Origin of the sequence: Protofrankia symbiont of Coriaria myrtifolia, assembly GCF_900634755.1 — a bacterium.
GTDB classification, from domain to species: Bacteria; Actinomycetota; Actinomycetes; order Frankiales; family Frankiaceae; genus Protofrankia; species Protofrankia coriariae.
The window spans coordinates 1-25,847 of sequence record NZ_CAAAFS010000251.1; the positions used below are offsets into that span (position 1 = coordinate 1).

At 71.8% G+C, this 25,847-nt stretch carries 18 protein-coding genes and 1 pseudogene; 10 read left to right on the forward strand and 9 right to left on the reverse strand.

All coding sequences use genetic code 11. From position 1 onward, the window contains the following. From CM1CMNOD_RS21860 to CM1CMNOD_RS14260, 3 genes and pseudogenes are all read left to right on the forward strand, one after another. A pseudogene (locus CM1CMNOD_RS21860) lies at positions 1–425 on the forward strand (serine/threonine-protein kinase); the annotation flags it as partial. A 198-nt stretch (positions 426–623) separates the two neighbouring features. Next, complete coding sequence (locus CM1CMNOD_RS14255) at positions 624–1,043, forward strand: nitroreductase family deazaflavin-dependent oxidoreductase (RefSeq protein ID WP_013874303.1); 420 nt, start codon at positions 624–626, stop codon at positions 1,041–1,043. Positions 1,044–1,098: 55 nt separating this feature from the next. Next, complete coding sequence (locus CM1CMNOD_RS14260; RefSeq protein WP_013874304.1) at positions 1,099–1,389, forward strand: type II toxin-antitoxin system prevent-host-death family antitoxin; 291 nt, start codon at positions 1,099–1,101, stop codon at positions 1,387–1,389. Positions 1,390–1,730: 341 nt separating this feature from the next. Here CM1CMNOD_RS14260 and murC (CM1CMNOD_RS14270) read toward each other — a convergent pair whose 3' ends face one another. The 3 genes from murC (CM1CMNOD_RS14270) to murG form a co-directional block, all read right to left on the reverse strand. After that, on the reverse strand, positions 1,731–3,233 hold the full coding sequence (murC, locus tag CM1CMNOD_RS14270; protein WP_013874305.1) for a UDP-N-acetylmuramate--L-alanine ligase: 1,503 nt from the start codon (positions 3,231–3,233) through the stop codon (positions 1,731–1,733). Positions 3,234–3,474: 241 nt separating this feature from the next. Beyond that, positions 3,475–4,923 carry a UDP-N-acetylmuramate--L-alanine ligase gene (murC, locus tag CM1CMNOD_RS14275; protein ID WP_013874306.1) on the reverse strand — a complete coding sequence of 483 codons (1,449 nt, stop codon included), beginning with the start codon at positions 4,921–4,923 and terminating at the stop codon, positions 3,475–3,477. 83 nt (positions 4,924–5,006) lie between these two features. Beyond that, positions 5,007–6,137, reverse strand: a complete 1,131-nt coding sequence (murG, locus tag CM1CMNOD_RS14280) for an undecaprenyldiphospho-muramoylpentapeptide beta-N-acetylglucosaminyltransferase (RefSeq protein WP_013874307.1) — start codon at positions 6,135–6,137, stop codon at positions 5,007–5,009. A gap of 249 nt (positions 6,138–6,386) precedes the next feature. On the opposite strand from murG, the gene CM1CMNOD_RS14285 reads away from it, so the two are divergent. Continuing rightward, positions 6,387–7,460 carry a D-isomer specific 2-hydroxyacid dehydrogenase family protein gene (locus CM1CMNOD_RS14285; RefSeq protein ID WP_013874308.1) on the forward strand — a complete coding sequence of 358 codons (1,074 nt, stop codon included), beginning with the start codon at positions 6,387–6,389 and terminating at the stop codon, positions 7,458–7,460. A 208-nt stretch (positions 7,461–7,668) separates the two neighbouring features. Here CM1CMNOD_RS14285 and ftsW read toward each other — a convergent pair whose 3' ends face one another. Continuing rightward, positions 7,669–9,015: a putative lipid II flippase FtsW gene (gene ftsW, locus CM1CMNOD_RS14290; protein ID WP_043603748.1), complete on the reverse strand. Its 1,347-nt coding sequence runs from the start codon at positions 9,013–9,015 to the stop codon at positions 7,669–7,671. A 405-nt stretch (positions 9,016–9,420) separates the two neighbouring features. Between ftsW and CM1CMNOD_RS14295 the strand changes: the two genes are divergently transcribed. Further along, complete coding sequence (locus tag CM1CMNOD_RS14295; protein ID WP_237702779.1) at positions 9,421–10,887, forward strand: FAD-binding oxidoreductase; 1,467 nt, start codon at positions 9,421–9,423, stop codon at positions 10,885–10,887. 167 nt (positions 10,888–11,054) lie between these two features. On the opposite strand, the gene CM1CMNOD_RS14300 is transcribed toward CM1CMNOD_RS14295, so the two are convergent. Further along, the gene (locus CM1CMNOD_RS14300; RefSeq protein WP_013874311.1) at positions 11,055–12,086 is read right to left on the reverse strand and encodes a hypothetical protein; all 1,032 of its coding nucleotides are present in this window, start codon (positions 12,084–12,086) and stop codon (positions 11,055–11,057) included. 720 nt (positions 12,087–12,806) lie between these two features. On the opposite strand from CM1CMNOD_RS14300, the gene pgeF reads away from it, so the two are divergent. Genes pgeF through CM1CMNOD_RS14315 form a run of 3 tightly spaced genes read left to right on the forward strand, consistent with a single transcriptional unit; the run spans position 12,807 to position 16,445 of the window. Continuing rightward, positions 12,807–13,664, forward strand: coding sequence for a peptidoglycan editing factor PgeF (pgeF, locus tag CM1CMNOD_RS14305; protein WP_013874312.1), 858 nt, complete (start codon positions 12,807–12,809; stop codon positions 13,662–13,664). Next, complete coding sequence (locus CM1CMNOD_RS14310; RefSeq protein ID WP_013874313.1) at positions 13,661–14,989, forward strand: hypothetical protein; 1,329 nt, start codon at positions 13,661–13,663, stop codon at positions 14,987–14,989. Before pgeF ends, CM1CMNOD_RS14310 begins: the two co-directional genes overlap by 4 nt. Beyond that, complete coding sequence (locus tag CM1CMNOD_RS14315) at positions 14,937–16,445, forward strand: Mur ligase family protein (protein WP_083828305.1); 1,509 nt, start codon at positions 14,937–14,939, stop codon at positions 16,443–16,445. The genes CM1CMNOD_RS14310 and CM1CMNOD_RS14315 overlap by 53 nt, the downstream gene beginning before the upstream one ends. A 94-nt stretch (positions 16,446–16,539) precedes the next feature. Here the strand turns inward: CM1CMNOD_RS14315 and CM1CMNOD_RS14320 are convergent, their stop codons facing one another. Beyond that, complete coding sequence (locus CM1CMNOD_RS14320) at positions 16,540–19,353, reverse strand: hypothetical protein (protein ID WP_043603751.1); 2,814 nt, start codon at positions 19,351–19,353, stop codon at positions 16,540–16,542. A gap of 321 nt (positions 19,354–19,674) precedes the next feature. Here CM1CMNOD_RS14320 and CM1CMNOD_RS14325 point away from each other — a divergent pair, with 321 nt between their 5' ends. Together CM1CMNOD_RS14325 and CM1CMNOD_RS14330 are read left to right on the forward strand one after the other, a co-directional pair. After that, entirely contained in the window at positions 19,675–20,004 is a 330-nt protein-coding gene (locus CM1CMNOD_RS14325) for a CATRA system-associated protein (protein ID WP_013874316.1), read from the forward strand. Continuing rightward, positions 19,997–21,691: a CATRA conflict system CASPASE/TPR repeat-associated protein gene (locus CM1CMNOD_RS14330; RefSeq protein ID WP_013874317.1), complete on the forward strand. Its 1,695-nt coding sequence runs from the start codon at positions 19,997–19,999 to the stop codon at positions 21,689–21,691. The genes CM1CMNOD_RS14325 and CM1CMNOD_RS14330 overlap by 8 nt, the downstream gene beginning before the upstream one ends. A 278-nt stretch (positions 21,692–21,969) precedes the next feature. Here CM1CMNOD_RS14330 and mraY read toward each other — a convergent pair whose 3' ends face one another. The 3 genes from mraY to CM1CMNOD_RS14345 form a co-directional block, all read right to left on the reverse strand. Continuing rightward, complete coding sequence (mraY, locus tag CM1CMNOD_RS14335) at positions 21,970–23,037, reverse strand: phospho-N-acetylmuramoyl-pentapeptide-transferase (RefSeq protein ID WP_013874318.1); 1,068 nt, start codon at positions 23,035–23,037, stop codon at positions 21,970–21,972. Then, positions 23,034–24,464: a UDP-N-acetylmuramoyl-tripeptide--D-alanyl-D-alanine ligase gene (locus tag CM1CMNOD_RS14340; protein WP_013874319.1), complete on the reverse strand. Its 1,431-nt coding sequence runs from the start codon at positions 24,462–24,464 to the stop codon at positions 23,034–23,036. Before CM1CMNOD_RS14340 ends, mraY begins: the two co-directional genes overlap by 4 nt. Positions 24,465–24,477: 13 nt before the next feature. Then, on the reverse strand, positions 24,478–25,847 hold a 1,370-nt coding region (locus CM1CMNOD_RS14345; protein WP_131774027.1), incomplete at its 5' end, for a UDP-N-acetylmuramoyl-L-alanyl-D-glutamate--2,6-diaminopimelate ligase.

The following is a 25,847-nucleotide window of genomic DNA, read 5'->3' on the forward strand; positions in this document are numbered from 1 at the left end:
CCCAGGTTCCCTCCTCTGCCCGGCCCTCGCCACAGCCGGTTCCCGCCCGCGGCTGCTCGGCGCGCGGCGAGACGATCACCGACTACGCCGGACGGGCCTTCTCGACCCGCTACTACTGCAGCACCTACGTGGCTTCGGCCGTCTACGCCAACGTCCGTTCCGACCAGGCGTCGGAGACTCTCGATGACAGCGGGTACATGGCCGCGGCTGCGAGCGTGTGGGCGCTGTGCCAGTACCAGGGCCGCTCGAACCCGGTCGTCCAGGGCAACACCAACACCTGGTGGCTGTACACCCAGGGTGACAACGGGCGTGCCAACGCCCATGGATACACCGCCTCCTGGGGGTATCTGCCGGCGACCGCGGTGTCCCAGGGCGGGCAGAACGAGCCTGTCCCCGGCGTACCACTCTGCCCGTCGTACTTCTGACCATCCGACGATCATCCGGCGATGACCTGATCCGGCCTCCGCCGTCCGCGGCCCGGCCGGCAGCCCGGACGGGCCGCGGACGGCGTGGCGACCGGCCGCCGTGACGGCTGACCTCCCGAATCGAGGTCGGGCCCCCGCTCGGCTGGGTACGACAGTCGACGTGCGTGGCGCGACAGCCACCCCTCAAGGAGGTCGTACATGCCCCTGCCCAAATGGATTGCCTCGGCCAACCGCCGGGCCACCAACCGTGTCACCGGCCCCGCCGCGACCCGGCTGCCCGGTTTCGGCGTCATCGTGCACAGGGGACGCCAGTCGGGCCGCGAGTACCGGACCCCGGTCAACGTGTTCGGCTCCGACGGCGGTTACGTCGTCGCGCTGACCTACGGCAGCGATTCGGACTGGGTGCGCAACGTGCTGGCCGCCGGAGGCTGCGTGCTGGAGCACCGTAACCACCGGGAGGAACTCGGCTCGCCGCACATCGTCCACGACGACAGCCGCAGCCAGGTGCCCGCCCCGCTGCGGCCCGTGCTCGGCGCCATCGGCGTCTCGGACTTCCTGACCCTGCGCCCCCAGCCCGCGCCGCCGCAGCCCTCCGCCGAGGAGGACCTGACGGTCTGAATCCGGCAGCCGGGAGACCACATCCGGAGCAGAGATCAAACTGTACACTTTGGCCATGACTCTGCCTGCCCGCACCACCGATCTCCATGCGACGGACGTCGAGATCGGGCTCGCCGAAGCGCGTTCCCGCCTCGGCGAGCTGGTCAACCGCGTCCACGAGGGCAACGTCGTCTACCTCACCCGTAACGGCACCCCGACCGCCGCGATCCTGCCGGTGGACGAGCTTCGCCGTCTCGTCGAGGCGGAGGAAGAGCTGGAGAATCTCCGAGCGGTCCTCGCCGCCGACCATGAGCGTGGGGGGACCGTGTCCTGGGAAGGGCTACAGGCCGAGATCGACCGTCCGTGACCTACAAGATCGAATGGTCGACCGCGGCCGCCCGCCAGTTCCGCGGACTGCCTCCGCAGGTCCAGCAACGCCTACGCCCCGCCATCAGTCGCCTGGGTAACAACCCCAGACCGTTCGGCGCGACGGCTCTTGAAGGGCGTCCGGGCGCACTACGTATCAGGGTTACCGATTAACGCGTGATCTACGAGGTGCATGACGACGTCCTGCTCGTCCTTGTCGTCCGTGTCGCCCACCGTCGCGAGGTCTACCGCCGCATCTGAACCCCGCGCTCCCGACCCACGTCGTAACCGCCACCGGCGACCAGCCGGTCTGCGCGGCGGCGGCCAGGATGCCGCATACAGTCACAGAGCTGCCGACCGGAGCGCCGCGAGCAGGCACGGACCGGTTTCGGTGATCGTTCCGGCGCCGAGGGTCAGCAGCAGGACGCCGTCCGGGGTACTCAGTCGGCTCGTCGAGAGGTCGGTGGCGAGCCGGTCGGTCAGCTTGTCCCAGGGCACGTAGTACGCGGCCTGGGGTATGGAGATCTTTTTGACCAGGTCGCAGGCGTGCAGGCCGAGCGTGTCGTGCTCGCGGGCGGCGTAGATGTCGGTGACGTACACCCGGTCGGCGTCGGTGAACGCGTCGGCGAAGTCGTCCAGCAGGGCCGCCAGCCGGCTGAAGGTGTGCGGCTGCACAGCCACCCACACCTCGCGCGTACCGGCCCGCTGGCGGGCGGCGGCCAGCGTGGCGCGGATCTCGGTCGGATGATGGGCGTAGTCGTCGATCACCTCCAGCGGACCCTGGCGGTCCGTCGCCGGGGCCGTACCGACCAGCGTGAACCGACGGTCGGCACCGGTGAAGGTCGCCAGTATCGCCAGGGCGCTCGCCACCTCGACGCCCAGCTCGGTGGCGGCCGCAAGCACCGCCAGCGCGTTGCGGACGGTGTGGGCGCCGGGCAGCGCGAGCGTGAGCGTCCCGACGTCGTCACCGTCGTGGCGCACGGTCGCCCGCTGGCCTCCGCCGGGGGTGGTACGCAGGTTCACCGCCTGCCATGACCGGCCCGGTTGCAGTCCGTAGTCGATGACCCTTGCCCGCCCGCCACCGGTCGTGTCCCCCGGCCCGGCATCAGAGCCGGACTCGGAGACGGGGGCGGAGGCCGGCAGCGCCGCGAGCACCGCCCGCACGCCGGGATCGTCCCCGCACACCACGAGCGTCCCGCCGGGGCGGACCCGGGCGGCGAACGCGGTGAAGGCACGCCGCACGGACGCCTCGTCGGGGAAGAGGTCGGGATGCTCCCACTCGACGTTGGTGATGACGGCGAGCGCCGGGTCGAGACCGGCGAACGCGCCGCCGTACTCGTCCGCCTCCAGGACGAACACCCGCCCGGCGCCGACCAGCGCGTTGCCGCCGAGCTGCGCCACCTCGGCACCGATCACCGCGGTCGGGTCCACTCCGGCGGCACGCAGCACCAGGGTGAGCATCGCCGACGTGGTGCTCTTGCCGTGCGAGCCCGCCACCGCGACAAGATCGTATCCGGCGGTCAGCTCGGGCAGCCACTGGCTGCGCCGCCGGACCGGCAGGCCGCGCCGGCGGGCAGCCAGCAACTCAGGATGACCGTCGGGAAACGCGCTGGACGCGACGACGACATCCACCCCGTCGAGCTCCGCGTCCAGCGCGGCCGGGTCGGTGACAGCACCCACCCGTATCCGGGCGCCGGCGGCACGCAGCGCGTCCAGGCGAGGGGCGTCCTGCGCGTCGCTGCCGCTGACCGTCCCACCCCGGGCGAGATGGACGTGGGCGAGCGCGGACAGGCCCGATCCCGCGATCCCCAGGAAGTGGACGTGCTGCAAGCTCTCACCGGTCACGACAGGCAGTGAACACCACGCCGCGACCGGACCGCCACGCGGCCGGCTCCGCTGACCAGGCCAGACAGTCGAGCGACCAGGACGAACGATCAGGTGGCCAGGCCGAACGGCCGAACCGGGCGGGATCGTCGGGGTCAGCGGGCCGGGGAAGCCCCGTCCCCGGCGGTGGCGCGGGCCGGGCAGGGCCGGGGGTCAGCGGACGGGCAGGCGGCAGCGGACGGGCAGGCGGCAGCGGGCGAGGTCAGCGGGCGTGGGGGGCCCGTTCGGCGAGGACGCGCAGCAGCTCGCCGCCGAGAAGCGTCACATCGCCGGCACCGACCGTCAGCACCAGATCGCCCGGACGGGTGAACGCCGCAACCTGGTCCGCCGCGGCCGACCAGGACGGCTCGTAGACGACCCGGCCGGCCGGCAGTGGCACCTGCGCGGCGACGCTCGCGCCGCTGACCCCGGGGATCTGCTGCTCCCCCGCGCCGAAGACGTCCATGACCACGACCGCGTCGGCGAGGCCGAGAGCGGCGCCGAACTCGGCGGCGAAGGCCGCCGTCCGACTGTAGAGATGCGGCTGGAAGGCCACCACCACATTGCCGCCGTCGACGATGTCGCGCGCGGCCCGCAGCACGGAGACGACCTTGGTCGGATGGTTGGCATAGTCGTCGATCACTCGGATGCCGCCCGCGGTGCCCTTGGTCTCGAAACGGCGGCGGGCCCCGGCGAACCCGGCCAGCCCCTCCAGCAGGCCGGCGGCGGGCAGGCCGAGCTCCAGCCCGGCGGCGAGCGCCCCGGCGGCGTTGTGCAGGTTGTGCCGGCCGGGCACCCGCAGGCTCAGCTCGCCCAGGCGTCGCCCGCGGACGACGACCTCACAGGTCGAGCCGGCGGCGGAGACCATCGGCAGCTCCACCCGGACGTGAGCGTCCACCGACTCGCCGTAGGTGGTGACCCGCGGGGCCTTTCCGCCGTCGCGCTCCCGCTCCCGCAGGGCCGCGACCAGCAGGGCGGCGCCCGGGTCGTCCGCGCAGGCCACCACGAAGCCGTTCGGGTCGACCCCGTCGACGAACCGGGCGAACGCGGCCTCGACGTCCTCGGGCCGCTGGTAGTAGTCGAGATGGTCGGCTTCGACGTTGGTGACGATCGCGCCGGAGGGCGCCAGGAGCAGGAAACCGCCGTCGCTCTCGTCCGCCTCGGCGACGAAGATCTCGCCGGTGCCGGCGTGCGCGTTGGAGCCGGCCTCGTTGATGTCGCTGCCGATGACGAACGACGGGTCGGCGCCGCAGGCCTGCAGCGCGACAGTGACCATCAGGCTGGTCGTCGTCTTCCCGTGGGTGCCGGCGACGGCCAGCCCGCGTGTCCCGCGCATCAGCGCCGCGAGCGCGGCGGACCGGGAGACGACGCGCAGGCCGCGCCTGCGGGCCGCCTCGACCTCGGGGTTCCCGTCCGGGATCGCCTGGGAGACGATCAGGGTACGGGCATCGCCGAGATGGTCTGGATCGTGACCGACCGTCACCACAGCGCCGAGCGCCCGCAACGCGGCCAGCCGGCGGGTGTCCCTGGCGTCGCTGCCGGACACCGACGCGCCGCGCCGCATCAGCAGCCGCGCCAGCCCGCTCATGCCGGCGCCGCCGATCCCGACGAGATGGACGCGGTCGAACTCGTCCGGTAGGGCCGGAGCTGTCACAGTGACATCTTGCCCCATCCGCCGTCCGAGACCAGGTCTTTGGCAGGCCGCGCGTGGCGCGGCGGCGTCCTCAGGCAGGCCGCGCGTGGCGCGGCGGGTCTTCAACGGGCCGCGTGGCGCGGCGGCTGCCGCCGGCGGGACGCCGCAGCCTCCCGGATCATCGCGACGATCGCGTTCGCGGCGTCGGGATGCCCGGACCCGGCGCAGGCGGCCGACATCTTCGCCAGCCGCTCGGCGGAGGTCAGCACGGACAGCAGTTCCGTGCAGATCCACTGCGCGGACAGGTCGGCGTCGTCCACGATGAGGCCGCCGCCGGCCTCCACCGTCGGCAGGGCGTTACGCCGCTGCTCGCCGTTGCCGTGCGGGAGCGGGACGTAACCGGCAGGCAGGCCCACCGCGGCCAGCTCCGCGCAGGTCATCGCGCCGGAGCGGCACAGCGCCATGTCCGCGGCCGCGTAGGCCGACGCCATGTGGTCCAGGTACGGCCGGACGACGTAGGGCGCGGGCAGCCGCGCCGGCAGCTCCGCGAGCACCGTGTCGGCGTTCTTCGGCCCGGCCGCGTGCAGGACCTGCACCCCGCTCGACGTGATCTCCCCGGCCACCGAGACGATCACGTCGTTGAGCCGGCGGGCCCCCTGGGAACCGCCGAATACCAGCAGCGTCGGCAGGTCGGGGTCGAGGCCGTAGCCGGCCCGCGCGGCCCGGGCCGCCGCCGGGGAACGGTCCAGGCGCAGAATCTCCGGGCGCAGCGGGATGCCGGTCAGCCGCCCGCCACGCAGCGGCGTGTTCGGGTAGGACACCGCGACATAGGAGGTGAACCTGGCACCGATCCGGTTGGCCACGCCCGGCAGCGGGTTCGCCTCGTGCACGACGATCGGGATGCCCGCCCGGCGCGCGGCCAGGTAGGCGGGGACGGAGACATACCCGCCGAAGCCCACGACCACGTCCGCGCGCACCTGGGCGAGCGCCGCCGACGCCTGGCTGACCGCCCCGGCCAGCCGTCCGGGCACGGTGAGCAGGGACGGCGTGGGCCTGCGCGGCAGCGGCACCTTCGGCACCGTCGCGAGCTCGTAACCGCGGGCCGGCACCAGCCGGGCCTCCAGCCCGGACTCCGTCCCCAGCAGGGTCAGACGCAGCCGAGGGTCGGCGGCGCGCAGGGCGTCCGCGACGGCCAGCGCCGGTTCGACATGACCCGCCGTGCCACCGCCGGCGAGTACCACACTCCTCAGCATCGTCCACGACGATGGCACATCCTGGCCGTGGGCCGCTCCCCGGGTACCGTCAGCGGCACCGCCCGTCCCGGTGACGTCACGGGGAGCCCCGCTGGGAACTTGCGGGAAAGGGCATGTCAACGCCGTATTTCAACTTTGTCTACCTGTCTGGTCGGGCATAGACGCCGCGTCCGCAACGATGATGCACTGCAACTAAGTGTCTGCCGTGCCCGCAGCCGCGCGCCGGCCGCCCGGACGGGAAGGGAACCCATGACGAGCGTGAGCGCACCGACCCCGCACCAGGCCGAGGCAGCGGAGACAGCCACGGCGGCGGGGGCGGGAGCGGCCACGGTGGCCGGGACGGCCGAGGCGCCCGGGATACCGGCGCAGGCCGCCGTGCCGCGAGGCCTGGTGCTCGGCGTCCAGTTGCCCCTGCCGTGGGGGATCCCCGTCCGGCGGGCACTCGACGACGCGCTCGGTGGTGAGCCCGGCATCGAGATCGTCGATGTTCCCGCGACGGGGGATCCGGACCGCCGGCCGCGGGTCCTGCTGATCGGGCCGGGCCTGCGCGCCGAGCGGCCGCCGGCCTGGTTCGGCGAGGTCGAGTGGGTGCACACCGTCTCCGCCGGGATCGACAGCTACCCGTCCTGGCTGCTGTCGGCACCTGTGGTGACCTGCTCCCGCGGACTGCACGCCACGCAGATCAGCGAGTGGCTGGTGACCGCCCTGCTCACCGGGGCCAGGCAGAACTCCTGGGTCACCGCGCCGGTCACCTTCCCCCGGCCGACGCCGGGCGCCCTGCTCGCCGGTTCGACGCTGGGGATCGTCGGGTTCGGGGAGATCGGGCAGGCGGTGGCCCGCCGCGCGCTCGCGCTCGAGGTCGACGTGGTGGCGCTGCGGCGGCGGGGCCGGCCGAGCCCTGTGGACGGTGTCCGGCTGCTACCCGACCTCGCCGGCCTGCTGGCGGTGAGCGACGCCGTGCTGCTCAGCGCCGCGGCCACCCCCGAAACCCACCACCTCATCAACGAGACGACGTTGCGCCAGGTGAAGCCCGGCGTGCACCTGCTGAACATCGCCCGGGGCACCCTCATCGACCAGGAGGCGCTGCGGACCGCCCTCGACGACGGCCGGGTCCGCCTGGCCAGCCTCGACGTGACCGACCCGGAGCCCCTGCCGGCCGACCACTGGCTGTTCGCCCACTCCCAGGTACGCGTCAGCCCCCACATCGGAGGCTGGGCCCCCGACCTGGAGCGGTCCATCGCCCGGCGCTTCCACGAGAACCTGCTGCGCTACCGCTCCGGCCAGCCCCTGATCGGCCTCGTCGACCCCGCAGTGGGGTACTGAGTGGGGTGCTGAGGAGAGTACCGAGGACCCGCCCCGACCGGCCGTCCCGGACACACAGGCGCATGGCACGACCGGTGGGTGCGCGCATGAGCATGATCGCGCCCGTGGCCCGTGGGTCAGCGGCCCGTGGGTCAGCGGCCGAGGGCGGCGGTGGCGGCGTCGGCCAGACGGCGGGCGCAGGCAAGCCGACGGAGCACCAGCGTGCGGGTCACCAGCGGGCGGAGACCCGCGGACCGTCCTCACGGCGGACGTCCACGCGGTAACCGCCATGCGGCGGCTGCTGGGCGTGGAAACGCCGCCGCCAGTGGTCGGTGCCGGCACGGTCCCGCGCGTCGCGCCGGGCCGCTGCCCGGGAGCTGATCAACGCGGCGGCCGCCGGCTCGTTGCGGGCGAACGACAGCAGCATGCCTACCGTGAGCATCGTCGGGACCAGCGCGGAGCCCCCGAAGGACACCAGCGGCAGCGGAATGCCGGTGATCGGCAACAGCCCCACCACGGCCCCCATGTTGACCACTGCCTGGCCGATGATCCAGCCGGTGGCCGCCGCGGCGGCAAGCTGGGTGAACGGGTCGGTGCTGCGGTGGGCGACCCGGATGCCGGCGAACCCGAGCACGGCGAAGAGCATGACGACGACCAGCGTGCCGAGCAGGCCCAGTTCCTCCCCGATGATGGCGAGGATGAAGTCGGTGTGGGCGTTGGGCAGCAGCCCCGGCCACTTCTCCCGGGAGGCGCCGAGGCCCTCCCCCCACCAGCCTCCGGAGGCCAGCGCGTACAGGCCCTGCACCGCCTGGAAGCCGGTGTCGTGGGCGTCCGCGAAGGGATCGCGATAGGACATCAGCCGTTCCAGCCGGTACGGCTCCCGGACGGCCAGGATGGTTCCGACCACCAGGATCGCCCCGCTGAGCGCGGCGAACACCCGCAGCGGGGTCCCGACCACCCACAGCAGGGTGAGCAGGACGGTCAACACCACGATCGTCGTGCCCATGTCCGGCTCAAGCATGATCAGAATGGAGATCAGCAGCGCGCTGGGAACGAGCGGTACCAGCAGGTGCTTCCAGTCCCCCAGCAGCCTGCGTTTGCGTACCAGCAGATCGGCGCCCCACAGGACGAGAGCGAGTTTCGCGATCTCACTGGGCTGTAGCGTGTACGGCCCGAACTCGATCCACCGCTGGGCACCGTTGAGCGACTTACCGAGTGGTGTCAGCACGACCAGCAACAACAACAGGGAAACGACCATCGTGGGATAGGCCAGCAGCCGGAACACCCGGACCGGCAACCGGCTGCCGAGCACCAGCAGGGGCAGGCCGATACCCACCCAGGTCGCCTGGCGGGCGAACACCGCGTACGGGGAGCCCAGTTCCTCGAAGGCACGCACGCTGGAGGCGGAAAGCACCATGATCAGGCCGAACAGCAACAGCAGTCCGGCGGAGAACAGCAGCAGGTAGTAGGACGCCAGCGGCCGGGCCAGCAGCGGCACCCGGACGTCGTCACCGCCGCCCGTGCCCGGCCGGGAAACACCGGGCCGGGGCGGACTCGTCGTCACCAGACCGGTCATGCCACTCACCCCGACACCCTCCCCGGCATCATCCCGGCACATCCTTTCGCTCTCGCCCCCGACGAATCCCCGGAGCACCGGGACGAACGCGCTCCGGCGCGAAACACCGTGACGCCTTCCACCGAATAGTCCATGCCGGAGGCCCTTTCGACACCGACCATCGCGGGCGTGTCGGGCATCAACCGACGGAACCACCGGACACACCGAACAACAATCAACCCTGCGCAGTCGCCCGGATATGCGAAGCAGCAGATCATCACAACGGTGATACGTGTTGTCGTAACCGGCCCACCGACCCGTCCCGCCGTCGGGCCAGCTACGACGAAGAGATCATGAGGAAGAGCCTGAGCCATGGCCCGAGACCCCGTACTGGAAACACTGCGTGATGCGATAGGCGACACGCGCGTGCTGACCGACCCCGCCATCGTCGCCGGCTACGTCGGGGACTGGACCGGGCGCTTCGTCGGCCGGACGGCCGCCGTCGTCCGGCCGGTGAGCACCGCCGGGGTGGCCGCGGTCGTGGAGATCTGCGCCCGGTACGGGACCCCGCTGGTGCCCCAGGGCGGCAACACCGGGCTCGTCGGCGGCGGGGTGCCCACCCGCGGGGAGATCGTGCTGAGCCTGCGCGGGTTCAGCGACACCCTGTCGGTCGACGCGGCGGCCGCGCAGGCCACCGTCGGCGCGGGCGTGCTGGTCAGCAGCCTGCACCGGGCGGCGTCCGCCGCCGGCCTCGCCTACGGCGTGGACCTCGCCAGCAGGGACAGCGCCACGGTCGGCGGCACCGTCGCGACGAACGCCGGCGGCCTGCGCGTCCTGCGCCACGGGGACACCAGGACCCAACTGCTCGGCGTGGAGGCCGTCCTGGGTGACGGCAGCGTCGTCTCCCATCTCGCCGGCCTGCCCAGGGACAACACCGGCTACCACCTGCCGTCCCTGCTCGCGGGCAGCGAAGGGACGCTCGGCGTGGTCACGGCGGTGCGGGTCCGGCTGGTACCGGCCACCCGGGCGCGGGCGGTCGGGCTGCTCGGCTTCGCCTCGGTGGAGCGGGCCGTGACCGCGGCCTCCCAGCTGCGCAACGGCCTGCCCGCGCTCGCGGCCGCCGAGCTGATGCTCTCCCCCGGCCTGGAGCTGGTGATCCACGCCTGCCACCTGTCCCGGCCGCTGCGGGGCCGGCACCCGGCCTACCTGCTGGTCGAGATCGCGGACGAGACCGGCGTCTACGCGGGGGGCGGCGTCACCGCCGGCGGCATCCCCGGCAGCACTGTCGGGGATGCCGGTGTCGGGGGTGCCGGTATCGGTGGTGGCAGCCTGGTCGGGCGGGCCACCGTGCTGGAGACGCTGGCGGACGCCGTCGCCAGCCTGCCGGGGGTCCAGGACGCGTCCCTGGCGGGCGACGCGCGCGGCTGCCGCGCCCTGTGGGCCTACCGAGAACGGCACACCGAATCGATCAACACCTTCGGCACGCCCGTCAAGATGGACGTCACCCTGCCGCTGGGCGTCCTGCCCTCGTTCGTCGAGACGGTCCCGGCCAGCGTCGCGGGAATCGCACCCGAGGCGAGGACCTGGCTGTTCGGTCACGTCGCCGAGGGCAACGTGCACGTCAACGTCACCGGCACCGGTAGCGGCGGCAGGAGCAGGGGCAGGAGCACCGGCGGGGACGCCGAGGATCGGCGGATCGAGGACGCCGTGTTCGGGCTCGTCGCCGACAACGGCGGCAGCATCAGCACGGAGCACGGGATCGGCACCGCGAAACGCCGTTGGCTGCCGCTGAACCGCTCACCCAGCGAGATCGCCGCGTTCCGCCGTCTCAAACAGGCTCTCGACCCCGCCGGCATCCTCAACCCGAACGTCCTCCTGCCGGCGGCACCCTGACCGGCCGGCGGACCCGACCAGCCCGCGGACGCCGGGACGGGCCCGGCCGCGCCGGAACAAAGCCGGCCAGGACACGGCCGTGCCGGCGTTCGGCCATGCCGGCGCTCGGAGGGATGAGCGCGGGCACGGAACCCGGCTGAGCGGGACGAGGTGACGCCGGGGGGCCGTCAGCCGGCGTCGACGTCCCTGCGCAGGTCCGCGGCCGCCAGGAAGAACGACCGGATCTCCTGGAGATAGTCACGGGAGCCGAAAGCCTTCGTCGGCGTGGCCGAGGCCGCGGCGTCGACCCCGGCCACCGTGACACCGCACCGGGCCGGCCGGCCGAGCGCCCTGATCGCGACAAGCTGCTGGTAGGGCACGTAGATCTGGGTGGTGACGGCGACCACGTGGTCGCGTGGTGTCAGCGGGCTCCTGGTGCGCCAATAGGTCAGCTGGTCGAACGTGTTCGCCCGGCGGGCGTCCGGGTCGGCCGACGGCGCGACCACGACCGTCACGTCCGCGACCGCCCCGCCCGGCCAGCGTAGCCAGGCGGCGGCCGTCCGCTCCTCGCCGTCCCCGCCGTCCGGGAGCCTGCCGTCGATCTCCGGTAGCCCTCGCAGCTCCCAGGTGGCGCGGGCCGCGGCGACCACGGCGTCCGCCTCGGTCGTCATCCGGCGTCCCGGCAGCAGCCATTCGGTCAGGCCCAGCGTGTCCGCCTGGCTCCGCTCGGCGGCGGAGAGATCACGGGCGGCTGTGGTGACGACGACCTCCCCGGGACGGGGCTCACCACGCTGGAACGACCGGGCACGGTGCAGGCGGTTGACGTTGGCCCGCACCGCGCCGGCGAGAACGACCAGGCGCGACGCGTCCGCGAGCGGCGGCTCGGTCGCGTCGACCATGCCGAGCGCCCGCGCGGCGGCGACGGCCAACTCCTCGGGGATGAGCCGGTCCCCGACGACCGCGGCGTCACTCTCGATCGCGCCACGCTCCCGGTTCCGGCGGAAGTCCCAGTCCGCGCAGCGCTGACAGAGCTCGCCCAGCAGCCGACGCGGGTCGGCGGAACCAGCCCAGCCCCATCCGGACGCCTTCGCCAGCGCCTGGACCGGCTCACCGGACAGCCACGCCCACAGGCTCTCCAGCAGGACGGCGTCGGGGACACCGCCGGCCGGCCACCTCGGGACGTCGACCGGGTCGAAGGCCGGTGAAGCATCGCGCCGCACAGCACGCCTCCCCCTCGTGGCGGGGCCGTCCATGCTCACGCCGGGGTCGCACGCACGCGGACGGGCCCTGAAACGGTCCCTGTCAGGGCTGCTGTCCCGGTACGTTACGCCCCGCCGCGCATCGCGCCCCGCCGGCAGCCGCTCCCCGGCGGATCTTCCCGCCGGACGCCGTGGCCCGCGAACACGTGACCTGAACGTCGTGACCGTTGGTAGAAGTGACTGGTCGGCAGCGTGACACGAGACCGGCAGCGTGACACGAAGCGGACGTGTCGTAAGCGAGCACGCTGTCGCCGCGCCGCAACCAGGTTGATGATCGCGGGGATACGGACGTTAGAATGGAATATTCCCGTGTTCCGCATTCTTACCGTATGCCCGCCGGTAACGGGCACCGACCCGCCGGCCCGGCCATGACGGTGCTACGATCCGGTTCAGGTGAACAAATGCGGGCCGAAGGAGGCGGAACGGCGGACACAATCCTCGACGCCCGCCCGGTCGGAGGCAGGCCACCTCGAGCCGGAAATGACTGGTTCGTCGGCAGCACCACCGGACGTCGTTCAACCGGACATCGTTCAACCGGACATCGTTCAGAGAAATCATAACCTCCACGCTTCCGTCCAAGGATTTTCACAGCATTCTCCAGGCTGTCCCCGGAATCGGAAGAGAAGGTGCTTACAACCCTGGGACAACGACCATCAAGGTCGGGAATCGAGGCCGGGAACAATGTCCACGAGCACGGCCGAAGCACACTTCCAGCGGACCGCCCCAGGTCTGCGGGTGCTGCGCTGGCCGGCCCTGAACGGGCACGGTGTGGACGCTTTCGTCACGACCCGTGACGGCGGGGTGTCCACCGGCCGCTACGCGTCGCTGAACCTCGGCCTGCACGTCGGGGACGACGACGCGGCCGTGCTGGCGAACCGGGCGAAGGTGGCCGACGCCCTCGGCGCGGAGCTGGACAACTTCGTGTTCTGCGAGCAGGCCCACCGCCGCAACGTGGCCGTCGTCACCGACGAGCACCGCGGCCGGGGCGCCCGCTCGGCAGCGGACGCGATACCGGCGACCGACGCGCTCGTGACCGCCGTTCCCGGTGTCATCCTCGTCGTCATGGTGGCCGACTGCGTCCCGCTCGTCCTGCACGACCCGGTGGCCGGCGTCCTGGCCTGCGTGCACGCCGGCTGGGGCGGGACCGTCCGCGGGGTCACCCCCGCCGCCGTGACGGCCATGCGCCAGCTCGGCAGCGAACCGCGCGACATCGTCGCCTGTGTCGGGCCGGCCATCCACCCCGACCGCTACCAGGTCGGTGCGGACGTCGTCGACGCGGCCCGCGCCGCCTTCGGCGACCAGCTCGACACGGTGGTGCGACCCGACGGCACCGGCCGGTGGACCTTCGACCTGTGGCGGGCCAACACCCTGCAACTGGTCGCGGCGGGCGTGCCGGCGGGCCAGGTGCACGTCACCGCCCTCGGCACCGGCCCGGACAGCCCGTTCTTCAGCCACCGGGCCGGCGGCCCGTGCGGCCGGTTCGCCGCCGTGGCCCGGCTGCGCGAAAAGGACCAGCCGCGCGAAAAGGACCAGCCGTGACGGCGTCACCCCCGCGCGGGGAGAGCTTCCACTACGTCGGCTACGACATCGACGCGTCCCGTAACCGGCTGGTGTGTCGCTACCGGCTGGACGGGCGGGACTTCCGCGAGGAGATCACTTTTCCCGACGGCGGCGCCTGGGACGAGCCGGCGGCCGCCGAGACGGCCCGGCTGATCTTCCTGCTGGCCGCGGTCTCCTACTACAAGTCCGCCGCCCCGCCGGTGGTCGACCTCGGTGACACCGCGGTGACGGACACCGAACGCGCGTTCCTCCGCGAGTTCTACCTGGACGGCCTGGGCGAGTTCGCCTACCGCAACAACCTCGACCTCTCCGGCCTGCGGATCGTCGGCCCCCGGCTGGAACGGACGGCGCCGGTGGCGTTCAGCCCCCGCGGCGGCCGGCCGCTGGTACCCTTCGGCGGCGGAGTGGACTCCATCGTCACCGCCGAACTCCTCCGGCCGCTGGCGAAGGACCCGGCGCTGTTCGTGGTCAACCGGCCCGGGGACCGTTTCGACGCCATCGAACGGCCCGCCCGCGTCACCGGTTTCCCGGTCGTGCGGGCGGAACGACTCATCGACTCCCAGCTGTTGCGCTCGGCGGAGCTCGGTTTTCTCAACGGGCACGTCCCGGTCACCGGAATCCTCTCGGCGATCGCGCTCCTGGCGGCCGTCCTGGACGGGCGGGACGCCGTGGTGATGTCCAACGAATGGTCCGCGTCGGTGGGCACCGTCGAGGTCGACGGCCGGTCCGTCAACCACCAGTATTCCAAGAGCGAGGGGTTCGAGAACTCCCTGCGCTCGGTGCTGGCGGAAACACTGGCCGGCGGGCCGGACTACTTCTCGCTGCTGCGCCCGTTCACCGAGCTGTGGATCGCCCGCCGGTTCGCCGCGCTGCCGCAGTACTTCGACCATTTCCGCAGCTGCAACCGCGCTTTCCACATCGACCCGGCACAGCGGCTGGACAGATGGTGCGGCCGCTGCGACAAATGCTGTTTCATCGACCTGGTCCTCGCTCCCTTCATGGCCGAACCGGCGCTGCGACGGGTGTTCGACGGCCGTGAGCCGCTGGCCGACGTGACGCTGCTGGGCCGGTTCCGCACCCTGCTGGGGCTGTCCGCGGACAACAAGCCCTGGGAGTGCGTCGGTGACGTCACCGAGTGCCGGGCCGCCACCGCGCTGGCCGCCCCGCGTCACGACCGGGCCGGCTCCGCCGTGCTGGCCGCGCTCGGCCCCCTGCCCGAGGAGCCCGCGCTCGAGGAGCTACTCGTCCCCCATGGCCGCCACTTCGTCCCGGACCGGTATGCGCCCGACGATCTCCTGGTCTGACCTGCGCGGCCGCGCGGTCGGCATCTACGGCCTGGGACGCGAGGGCGAGGCCAACCTGCGGGCCTGCCTCGCCCGGGGAGTCGACCCGGTGCTCGTCGACGACGCCCCCGGCCGGACCCACGTCGACGGCCGGCCGCTGCTGGCAACCGCCGCCGGCGGGTTCGACGCACTCACCCGCTGTGACGTCGTCGTCAAAACGCCGGGGATCTCCCGTTACGGCGAGACCGTGCGGGCCCTTCAGCGGCGTGGCATCCCGGTGGTGGGCGGGGTGGGCCTGTGGCTCGCCGAAGCCGACCGGTCGAAGGTGCTGTGCGTGACCGGCACCAAGGGCAAGAGCACGACCTCGGCGATCGCCGGGCACCTGCTGACCCGCCTCGGCTACCGCTGCCTGGTCGCGGGCAACATCGGCCTGCCGCCGCACGACCCACAGGCCGGCAGCGGGTACGACTTCTGGATCGTCGAGATCTCCAGCTACCAGGCGACCGACCTGGCCTGCTCCCCGCCGGTGGTCGCGCTGACCTCCCTGCATCCCGACCATCTGCCCTGGCACCGCGACGATCCCGAGACGTACTACCGCGACAAGCTGTCCGCCTGCTCGCAGCCCGGCGCCGAGCTGACCGTCGCCAACGGCGACAGCGACCTGATCCGCGCACACCGGCACCTCCTCGGCCCGAAGGTGCACTGGGTGCACGCCGACGACGGCACCACCGGCTCCGCCGACATCGCCGGCCCGGCTGTCCCCGTTGGTCCTGCCGGCTTTGCCGGCCCCCTTGGTACTGCCGGCCCTCCCGGCCCTGGTACCGCCGGCCCGGCCGGTGCCGGCACCGCTGGCCCCGCCGGTGCTGACGCCGCCGGTGACGCCGGTGACTGGACCCGCCCGCTGGGGCTGCTCGGCCGGCACAACCGGCGCAACGCGGTGATCGTCAGAGCCTGCCTGCGGGCGCTCGGCGTGCCCGAGGCGGACGACGACGACGCCCTGCGGGCCGCCGCGGCGGGCTTCGCCGGCCTGGACAGCCGGCTGAAGATGATCGGCTCGGTGGGCGGGGTCAGCTTCGTCGACGACAGCCTGTCGACGAACGTCCTGCCGACACTGGCGGCCGTGGACGCCTTCGACGACCGCCGGGTCGCACTCATCGTCGGCGGCTACAGCCGCGGCATCGACTACCGTCCGCTCGCCGTCGGCCTGCGCGGCCGCACCCTGGACACGTTCGTCCTCACCGTGCCGGACAACGGCCCGGACATCCGCCGCCAGGTCACCCAGACCGGTGCCGGCCCGCACGTCACCGTGGTGGACACCCCCGATCTCGCCACCGCCGTCGTCGAGGGCTACCGCTGGGCGAAACCCGACGGCGTCGTCCTGCTCTCACCGGCGGCGGCGAGCTTCGGCCGCTTCCGCGACTACCGTGACCGCGGCGCCGCCTTCGCCCGCGCCATGCACAACTGCCACACCACCTGACACCGGGTCACCTGACGTTCTGAAGGACGCCGACGTTCTGAAGGACGCGGTGGCCGCGTGCTGGTCGTGCGGTACTGGCTGTGCGCGGCACTGGTTAGGCGCCCGCCGGCACCAGGCCGTAACCGGCCGCCTCCTTGAGCAGTTCCTTCTCTTTCGGGTGGAGCACCCCCGCGGCTTGCTCAGGTGACAGCGTCGCCAGCTTGACGGTGGCGGGATCGGCATTGTCGGGATCTGCATTGTCGGGCTTGGGAGTCGCGGCGAGGAACAGCCGCCGCAGACCGAAGATCTTCTCAAGCAGACCCATGGACTTCAGGCAGTCGTCGCTGTCGGTGTGGGCAGGGGCGAGGTCCGACCGTTCCCGCAGGGAGTCCGCGACGAGGACGCTCGCCTGACGGAGCAGGTCCAGGCGGGTCGCGGTGCCGACCCCGACCACCGGGGCGTCGTCATTCCCGGCGTTCTTCCGCCGGGGGTCGACACCGGCGAGTGCGCCGTAGTAGAGCGTCAGACCACGCCCCGACGTGCACGCCGCGATCGACGAGATGACGACCCCGTGGAACCGCTCGAGCCGCATCTCCCGAAGCCGGGAGTATCCCTCGTACGCGGCGTGGAACCAGCGGTGCGCGTCGGCGCCACCGGTCAGTTTGCCCAGCCGCACGTATGTCCCGAGCATGTTGAACTCGGCCCTGTCGATCTCGGGATCGTTCAGGCGCCTGCGTTCGTCCAGCGAGCGTTGCAGGAGCTCCATGGCCTCGGCCAACGCAGGCTCCTCGGGCGCACCGTCCTTGCCGGCCTTCTTGCGCAGCAGCAGGCCACGCATCGCCATCGCCCGGGCGGCCCGGATCCTGCCCTCGACGGTGCTGTCGGTGCTCGCCAACCGCTCGGCCTCACTGGCAAAGGTAAGGCCCTCATCGAACTCGTCCAGCGTGGCCTTGCTGTTCTGGTTGGCCCAGCGGGCCCGGCCGTAGAGGCATTCAGCCACCAGCGGGGCGTCCCGGGCCGGGTCGAAATACCCACCGGCCTCGGCATAGAGCTCCGATGCCTCCTCGACCATGGAACGCAGCTCAAGAACACGCGCGACACCGTGCAGAACCAGACCGTGACGGTGTGGCTCCAGTCCCGCGAGCGAATCCGGCTGGGCGGCGGACGCGTGCAGGTCGCTGACCGTGGAGTTGTCCGCGAGGCGCGTGAGCAGTTGCCAGCCGGGGCCGGTGCTCGCCAGCGCGGCCCAGCCGGGCAGCCCGGCGGACGCGCCCTGGGTCATCACATGACGTTCTTTCTGGATCTCCGCGCGTAACAGCCGGTGCATCTGCACGGTGGTAACGCGGTTCTGGGTGCGGGTGGCGAGCAGGCCGATGTCCCGCAGGGTGTCCAGTGGGGCACTGTCGTCCAGCCCGAGGGCGGCGGCGAGATCGTCCAGGGGCAGGAGCACCGGTGGCGCCCATGCCACGGCGTGCGCGGCGTCGAGCGCGGCCTGGTCATCGGCCAGGATGCCGGCGGCCAGTCGCCAGACAACAGCCGTGCCACTCTCCTGCGTGCCCGTCTGCCCCGGGCCCGCAAGCGGCTGCCAGGCGCCGGCTGCCGCCAGCCGCCGCAGCGCTTCGTAGATCAGCGGCTTGCCCTGGGTCACCTTCTGGAGCCGTTCCGGCAGATCTGCCATGTCCGTGGACTTCAGCGGCTCGACGACGATCGGCTCGACCCCCGGGAAGAAGGTGCCCCAAGCCGTGTTCGTGGTCGTCACGATCAGTGTCTGGCCGGGCTTGACGGCCCGCGGCAGAAAATCCCGGATCTTCTCCGGAGGCCCGTCGGCGTTGTCGATGACGACGACCCAGGGCGCGTCGCTGTCCTCCAGCCGCCGCAGCGCCGCCAGGGCATACGGCTCATGGTCGGCGTCGTCCGTCACAGGGCCGACACGCGACATCTGCTCCAGCTCCGCCCGGGCCAGTTCGGCGCGCAGCGACAGCCGGTCACTCGTGTTCAGGAACCACCCGTACCCGGCGTCGGCACCGCGAGCCCGCTCGTAGGCCAGCAGGGACTTCCCCATACCCTGCTCCCCGCACAGCACAATGCGTCCCTGACCGCGCTTGAGGTCTTCCCGGATGCCCGCCCGGCTGGCGTAGTCCGAAGGGGCCTGCTCCAGCACCGGCAGCCGCGCGTAGATGGCCGGGCTCTGCGCGTCCTGGGGCTTACCGAGCGGGTTACGCGCATGCGGTGACGAAGGAATGTCCAGCAGCGTTGTTGCATATCCCTTGCCGAGCTCGTCGTGTCCGCCGTGGACCGCCTCGTCGAAAGGCACCGACTGCTCATCGTCGTGCTCGATAGCCACTCTCACCACGTCCACCGGTATGAGCCATGCCGGCAGCCGGGCCCCGGGCCGCAACTCCAGCACCCCGTCCTCCGCCCCGGAACGGGGCCGGACGATATTCCGGAAATCCGCGCTCTGGCGCAGGTAGCTCTTGTCCAGCGGTCTCCTGACGTCGGCCAGAAGAACGGCGTGCCTGTCCTGTCCCCGGTCGAGCAGCGCGACAACCGGTCGGACCTGCGCGCGCAGCAGCAGCCCCGCGAGCATGAGCACGAGATCGAGGCAGGTGCCCTTCTCCCGGCGAACGCGGGCCGGATAGCGGATGCGCTGCCGGCCCACGTGCGGGCCACCCCAGGCGTCGAAGCCATAGCGCAGCCTCATCGCGGCAAGCGCGTTATAGGCATCCCGGACCACCTCGCGGCCGGCTGCCTCCACGAGATCGGGATCCGTTTCGTTGAAGGCAAGCCCGCTCGGTACTCCGAGGTCATCGAAGGACTCGGGATTCACGTAGCGGGCCAGCGCCGCCGTATCCGCCGTGTCCCAGTCCGGCCAGGGCCGCGCCGCGTACTGATCATCTCCGGGGTTTTCCCCCGGCCCCCCATACGTCATAAAACGATCGTAACGATACGTATACGACATACCGTGGCAGGGTCGTACGCAGCCGAATCGGACGACACCGCATGACTACGACCGACATCCAGTCGGCTGCTCCTCATGCGGCGTGGCGGGAGCGGCAGCCCAATCGTTCCACGGCCGCTCGACCATCCGGCAGCATCCTCGGCCAGCCCCCGGTCACGTCGTCCAGAGTGCTCGGTCACGTCGTCCAGAGGGCTGGAGCCATGCAGCTTGGCCGGCGGCCGGCCGCAGTCACGCGTCAGGGCCAACGGTCCTTGTTGTCAGTCCAGTCGTAACAGGAGTAAGTATGGGCATATGGGGGAAACGTCCAGTGATGATCGAATTCGGGACCAGATCCGGCAGGCACTCGACAACCTGCTGGCCCAGAAGCTGCCATCGGCTGGCTGGGAGCAGGTACGGTCGGCGATCGCCGATATCAGGGAGAGACTCGCATCCGGTGATCTCGACCTCGAAAAGGTGCGCAGCGCCGTTCAAAGTCTGCCCGCCTCCGGTCCGGTGCTGGCGAAAAAACTCCAGGACCGGCCACTCGAGGAGCCTGTCGACGAATACACTCGGGAAAGAATCGGCGAGCTGAAGCACCGCGTGCGCGATCCGAGCGGCGAGCAACCAGCCGACGATGAATGACCTCCCAGCTCTGACCGATCACGAGCTGGTCGTTCACCTGTTCGCCCCCGCCGAGGGGACAACCGGTATTGGCGCCTACCGCGAACTGGGACGCATCTGGTCGGCATGCACAGGCGAACTGGCTATGCACAAGGAGGTCACCGCAACCCTTCCCACCGCTCCTCCCATCGATCCGGACCTGCTGGCGGAAGGCCCGATCGCCGCCTGCGAGGCGGCTGGCGACGGCGTCATCCAGGCAATTTTCCGTTGCGAACGCGACACCTTCTGCCTTTCACTGGTCCTGGATCCGGCGAATCTGGTGTCCTGGGCGGATCTGGACCGTCGGTGGTCGCGGATCGTGGCCGGCTCCGCGGATTCCCTGTCCGACAGGGAAGATTTCCTGTTCGGCGAGGCCCGGCTGTACCTGGCACAGTCCCATCAGATACCCGCCGACGTCCACCATGCATCCCCTGGCCGCGTACCCCCCGGCGACACCGCCGGCGGGACAGGCCTAGGCGGGATGAGCCGGGAGCTCGCCGCGGCGGTGCGTGCCGCGATGCCTGGCGATGTCGCCGAGCCGTGGTGGCGCGACGGCGTGCTCGTACCGACCGGTTTCGCCGTCTGGGAAGCGGTCGAACGACGCAACCCGGACGCCGACGCGCGGGCCGTTCGTCGAATCGCGGCGGTCACGGCCCATGGCGATGGGGACACGCTGAGCGGGTGGACATGGACCCCTGGCGGTCTCCGGCTTCCCGCGTTTCCCCGCTATCTTCTGCATGCCGCGAGAATCCGCTACCAGATTCGAGTCTGGTCGGTGGAACAGCCGGAACTGCGTCGTATCCGCCGGGAGACGGACGAGGCCATATCGGATCTTCTTCACCGGCTCGGCACCGGTGACGGTGACGCTGGCGGTGACGTTGACGAGATATCGGACGCCGAGCTGTTCGACGGTTTACAACGGCTGACCCGTCTCGAGCTCAACGACGCCGGGCTGGCCCTCGGATCGACCCGGCTGCGGGAAATCCGCCGTACGGTCGAGATCGCGCGCGCGAACATGGCGAAACGGCTGCCGTGGACCGTCACGCCCGCGGGCGGCCTGTTCGCCGACGACCGTGAGCTGGCCTCCTGGTTCGACGAGCAGCTCGACGACGACAGCAGCTATGCCGAAGCGACGCGGGAACGCGCCCGCGTCGTCAGCACGATCGTCGAACGGGTGATCCGGCGGCGCCAGCAGCAACGGTCCGGGGAACTCCAGGACATGGAGGACACCCTGTACCAGCGGCAGGAATGGTTCACCCGGGTACAGACGATGGCTATCGGCATGGTCGGCATGGTACTCACCGCCATACAGACGTTCGGTTATCAGCTCCCGCTTCCAGGGCCCACACAGGCCCCGATGATCGTCCTTCTCGGCGCGGTCACACTCCTGTTGTCGTCGGTCGTCTTCCGGTACCGGCATCCGTCCCGCCACCCGGACCCGTCCCACTCCCCGGAGCGCAGCCGGATGGCGAGCCTGGGATGGCTTGAACCGGTCGCGGTCGGCTGCTCAGGGGCGGCCGGGGTATGGCTCGCCATTTCCTGGATCTCCTACGATCTGGGCTCCCTCGCCTCGCCCGCGTGGACAGCCGGCCCGGCCGGTGGCGCCTTCGCCCTGTGCACGGCGGGCGCGGCCTGCTTCGCCCGGCGGCGGGCCACCATCACGCCGTGAAAGCGGCGGGTCCACCGGACACCAGACCGGTTATTGATCGTCATGGTGCGGGCGGCCCACGGCCCGGGCGGCCCACGGCGTCCGCGCCTGGCCGTCCGGACTGGCTGGCCGGACCGGTTGGCGACGGCCTGCGGGCCCGTCCGGAGAGCCGGGAGACCAGCAGCGACTGCCAAGAGCCACCGCGGAGCCGACAGGCACCGCCTGGTGACCGCCAGAAACCACTGTAGGAACTGTCAGCAACCGCCATGAGGACTGCCAAGGAAGCGCTGTCGGAGCGGTCAGGAGCCGCCGTGGGAGAGGAACTCCGCGTAGAACAGGCCGAGTCCGAACGCCACGGCCAGGCCGGAGACGATCCAAAAGCGGATGATGACCGTGGTCTCGGGCCACTCCGCCAGCTCGAAGTGATGATGGATCGGCGCCATGTTGAAGACCCGCTTCCGGGTGGCCTTGAAGAAGGCCACCTGCAGGATCACCGACAGCGTCTCGACGACGAACAGCCCGCCGAGAACGAACAGCAGCAGCTCCGTCCGGCTGACGATGGCGATGCTCGCGAACGCGCCGCCGAGAGCCAGAGAACCGGTGTCGCCCATGAATATCTTCGCGGGGCTGGCGTTCCACCACAGGAAACCGAAACAGGCGCCCATCGCCGCCGCCACCACCAGCGCGACGTCGAGCGGGTCCCGGACGAGATAGCACCCCGGGCCGCTGGCGCCCGGCCCGCACAGGTTGCCGAACTGCCAGAAGGAGATCACCACATAGGCGCCGAACACCATCGCCGAGGTGCCGGCGGCCAGCCCGTCCAGCCCGTCGGTGAGGTTCACCGCGTTCGACGTCGCCGCGATGATGATCCAGGCCAGCAGCGGGAAGCCGACCAGGCCGATCGAGATGTCGGTGTCCCGGACGATCGAGACGAACGTCGACCCCGGCAACAGCCCTTCGGCGTTCTTGAACCGGACGGCCAGCAGCCCGAACGCCAACGCCACCGCGGCCTGTCCGGCGAACTTGGTGCGGGCCGTGAGCCCGAGACTGCGCTGCTTACGGATCTTGATGTAGTCGTCGAGGAAGCCGACCACACCAAGACCGGTCATGACCATCAGGACGAGCAGCCCGGACGCGGTGAAGCCCTTCATCGTGACGACGTGCGCGATGAAGTACCCGGCCAGCGTCGCAAGGATGATGACCGTCCCGCCCATGGTGGGCGTGCCCCGCTTGGTGAAGTGGCTGGACGGCCCGTCCTCACGGATCTCCTGACCGTAGCCCTGCCGGCGGAACAGCCGGATCACCGATGGTGTCCCCAGCAGCGACACCACAAGGGCCACCATCGCGGCGACCAGTACACCTCTCACCCGTGCGCACCCCACTCGCCGGGCGCGGCATCCAGAGGTGTGGCACCCAGGGACACAGCACCCGACGTCAACTCGCTCGCGACCCGCTCCAACCCGAATGCGCGGGATGCCTTGACCAGTACCACATCGCCCGGTACCAGCTGTTCCCGCAGCAGTGTGCACGCCTGCTCGACGTCGGCGACCCACACCGACTCCCCCGACCAGGACCCTTCCAGCGACGCCCCGAGATGTATCCGGCGCGCCCGCTCGCCGATCGCCACCAACTGCTCCACCCCGAGGCGGACGACGAGCCGGCCGAGGGCGTCGTGCTCGTCGTCGGCGCTCGCGCCGAGTTCCTCCATGCCGCCGAGAACCGCCCAGGCCCGCCGGCCCCGGCTGAGGTCGACCAGGGTCTTCAACGCGGCCCGCATGGACTCGGGGTTGGCGTTGTAGGCGTCGTTGATGACGGTGACGCCGGTGTCGGTCACCGCCACCTCCATCCGCCAGCGGCTGCGCGCCCGGGCCCGCGACAGCGCCTCGGCCGCCCGCGCGGGCGGCAGGCCGAGGCGGATCGCGACCGCGGCGGCGGCCAGCGCGCTGCCGACCTGGTGCTCGCCGACGAGAGTGAGTGCGACCGGGTGCCGCTCACCGGCGGCCACCAGGTCGAAGCGGGCACGGCCGTCGTCACCGACCCGCACGTCGTGCGCCCGCACGTCCGCCCGCTCCCCCTCACCGAAGGTGATCACCTCGCCGCGGGCACGGGCGGCCATCCCGGCGACCAGCGGGTCGTCGGCGTTGAGGACGACGGCGTCGGAGGCGGCCTCAGCCAGTTCGCCCTTGGCCCGCGCGATACCGGCCCGCCCGTCGGCGTACTGGCCGAGATGCGCCGAGCCGACGTTGAGCACGACCCCGATCCGCGGCCGGGCCAGCTCGCACAGGGCGGCGATGTGGCCGGGCCCGCGGGCGCCCATCTCCAGTACGGCGAACCTGGTGGCCGGCTCGATGCGCGTGACGGTCAGCGGCAGGCCGATCTCGTTGTTGAACGAGCCGGCGGCGGCGACGGTCGGCCCGAGTTCGCCGAGCAGGTCGGCGAGCAGGTCCTTGGTGGTGGTCTTGCCCGCCGAACCGGTCACCGCGACCACGGTCGCCGACGACCGGGTGCGCACCTGCGCGGCGAGCGCGGCCAGCGCGGCGACCGGATCGGCGACCACCACCGCGGGCACGCCCACCGGCCGGGCCGCGAGCACCGCGACCGCGCCGGCGCCCGCCGCCGCGGCGGCGAAGTCGTGGCCGTCGACCCGTTCCCCGGCCACCGCGACGAACAGCGCGCCGGCGGCGACCTGGCGCGAGTCGATGACGACACCGGTCACGGCGGCGTCATGATCATCCACGGCGTCCAGCCGGCCGCCGCAGACCACCGCGACCTCGCGCAGAGTCAGCGTCATCACCGTTGGATGCCCCTCACGCCAGGTGCTGGCGCGACACGGGACGCCACCCGGCCAGCTCCGCCCGCAACACGTCACGGTCGTCGAAGGGTGTCACCACGCCGGCCTGCTCCTGGCCGGTCTCGTGCCCCTTGCCGGCGAGCACGACCGCGTCTCCCGGCCGGGCGAAGCCCACCGCGCGGCGGATCGCCGCGGCCCGGTCCGGTTCCACCATGACCCGGCCGCGGGCACTGGGCGGCAACGTCCCCACGCCGGTACACATCTGCGCGATGATCAATTCCGGATCCTCCGACCGGGGGTTGTCACTGGTGAAGATCGCAAGGTCGGCGCCGGCGGCCGCGGCGGCGCCCATCAGCGGACGTTTGCGCCGGTCACGGTCACCGCCGCAGCCAAGCACCACGATCACACGGCCGGACACCAGCGGCCGTACGGTGCGTAGCAGCGTCTGTACCGCGTCCGGTGTGTGCGCGTAGTCGACCAGGCCGAGAAACGGCTGGCCGGCGTCGACCCGTTCCATCCTGCCCGGCACACCCGGCAGACTCGCCAGCCCCGCTGCCGCCACCGGTGCGGGGACACCGGTGGCCACCAGCAGCGCCAGCGCCACCAGGGCGTTGCCGACGTTGAAGGCCCCGGGCAGCGCGATGCCCACCCGAACGTCCACGCCGTGCGGGCCGAGCGCGCGGAAGGTCGTCCCGGTGGGGCCGGCGGTGACGTCGACGGCGCGCCAGTGCGCGTCGGCGGCCGTCCCGCAGGTGATCGCGCCCGGGACGGCGGCGGCGAGCTGGCGCCCCCACGGCGTGTCGGTGTCGATGACGGACACCCCGGTCCGCTCGGGGGTGAACAGGGCGGCCTTGGCGGCGAAATAGTCCTCCATCGACGGATGGAAGTCGAGATGGTCCTGGCTGAGGTTGGTGAACGCCGCCCCGGCGAAACGGATGCCGCCCACCCGGTGCAGGGCGACGGCATGGCTGGAGACCTCCATCGCCGCCGCGGTCACCCCACGCTCGGCCATGACCGCGAGCAGCGCCTGCAGGTCGGTGGCCTCCGGGGTGGTGCGCACCGAGGGGAGCACGGTGCCGGCCAGCCGCGTCTGCACCGTCCCGATCAGCCCGGTCGTGTGCCCGGCGGCCCGCAGCCCCGCCTCCAGCAGGTAGGCCACCGTCGTCTTGCCGTTGGTGCCGGTGACCCCCAGCAGCGTCAGGGCCGCCGACGGGTCGCCGTACACCCGGGCGGCGACCGGCCCCAGCAGCGCCCGCGGGTCCGCGGCCACGAGCACCGGGACGTCGGCCACACCCACGCCGGCGGCCACAGCGCCGTCAGCCACGCTCCCGCCGTCGCTACCGGCCGCGCCCGCGCCGCCAGGCACGCCCGCGCTGGCGGCCACAC

Excerpts from the sequence above, each read along its gene's own strand:
- CM1CMNOD_RS14255 (WP_013874303.1), top strand. The coding sequence starts at position 624 with ATGCCCCTGCCCAAATGGATTGCCTCGGCCAACCGCCGGGCCACCAAC.
- CM1CMNOD_RS14260 (WP_013874304.1), top strand. The coding sequence starts at position 1,099 with ATGACTCTGCCTGCCCGCACCACCGATCTCCATGCGACGGACGTCGAG.
- murC (WP_013874306.1), bottom strand. The coding sequence starts at position 4,923 with ATGGGGCAAGATGTCACTGTGACAGCTCCGGCCCTACCGGACGAGTTC.
- CM1CMNOD_RS14285 (WP_013874308.1), top strand. The coding sequence starts at position 6,387 with ATGACGAGCGTGAGCGCACCGACCCCGCACCAGGCCGAGGCAGCGGAG.
- ftsW (WP_043603748.1), bottom strand. The coding sequence starts at position 9,015 with ATGACCGGTCTGGTGACGACGAGTCCGCCCCGGCCCGGTGTTTCCCGG.
- CM1CMNOD_RS14325 (WP_013874316.1), top strand. The coding sequence starts at position 19,675 with ATGGGGGAAACGTCCAGTGATGATCGAATTCGGGACCAGATCCGGCAG.
- CM1CMNOD_RS14315 (WP_083828305.1), top strand. The coding sequence starts at position 14,937 with ATGGCCGCCACTTCGTCCCGGACCGGTATGCGCCCGACGATCTCCTGG.
- CM1CMNOD_RS14330 (WP_013874317.1), top strand. The coding sequence starts at position 19,997 with ATGAATGACCTCCCAGCTCTGACCGATCACGAGCTGGTCGTTCACCTG.
- murG (WP_013874307.1), bottom strand. The coding sequence starts at position 6,137 with ATGCTGAGGAGTGTGGTACTCGCCGGCGGTGGCACGGCGGGTCATGTC.
- pgeF (WP_013874312.1), top strand. The coding sequence starts at position 12,807 with ATGTCCACGAGCACGGCCGAAGCACACTTCCAGCGGACCGCCCCAGGT.
- CM1CMNOD_RS14320 (WP_043603751.1), bottom strand. The coding sequence starts at position 19,353 with ATGACGTATGGGGGGCCGGGGGAAAACCCCGGAGATGATCAGTACGCG.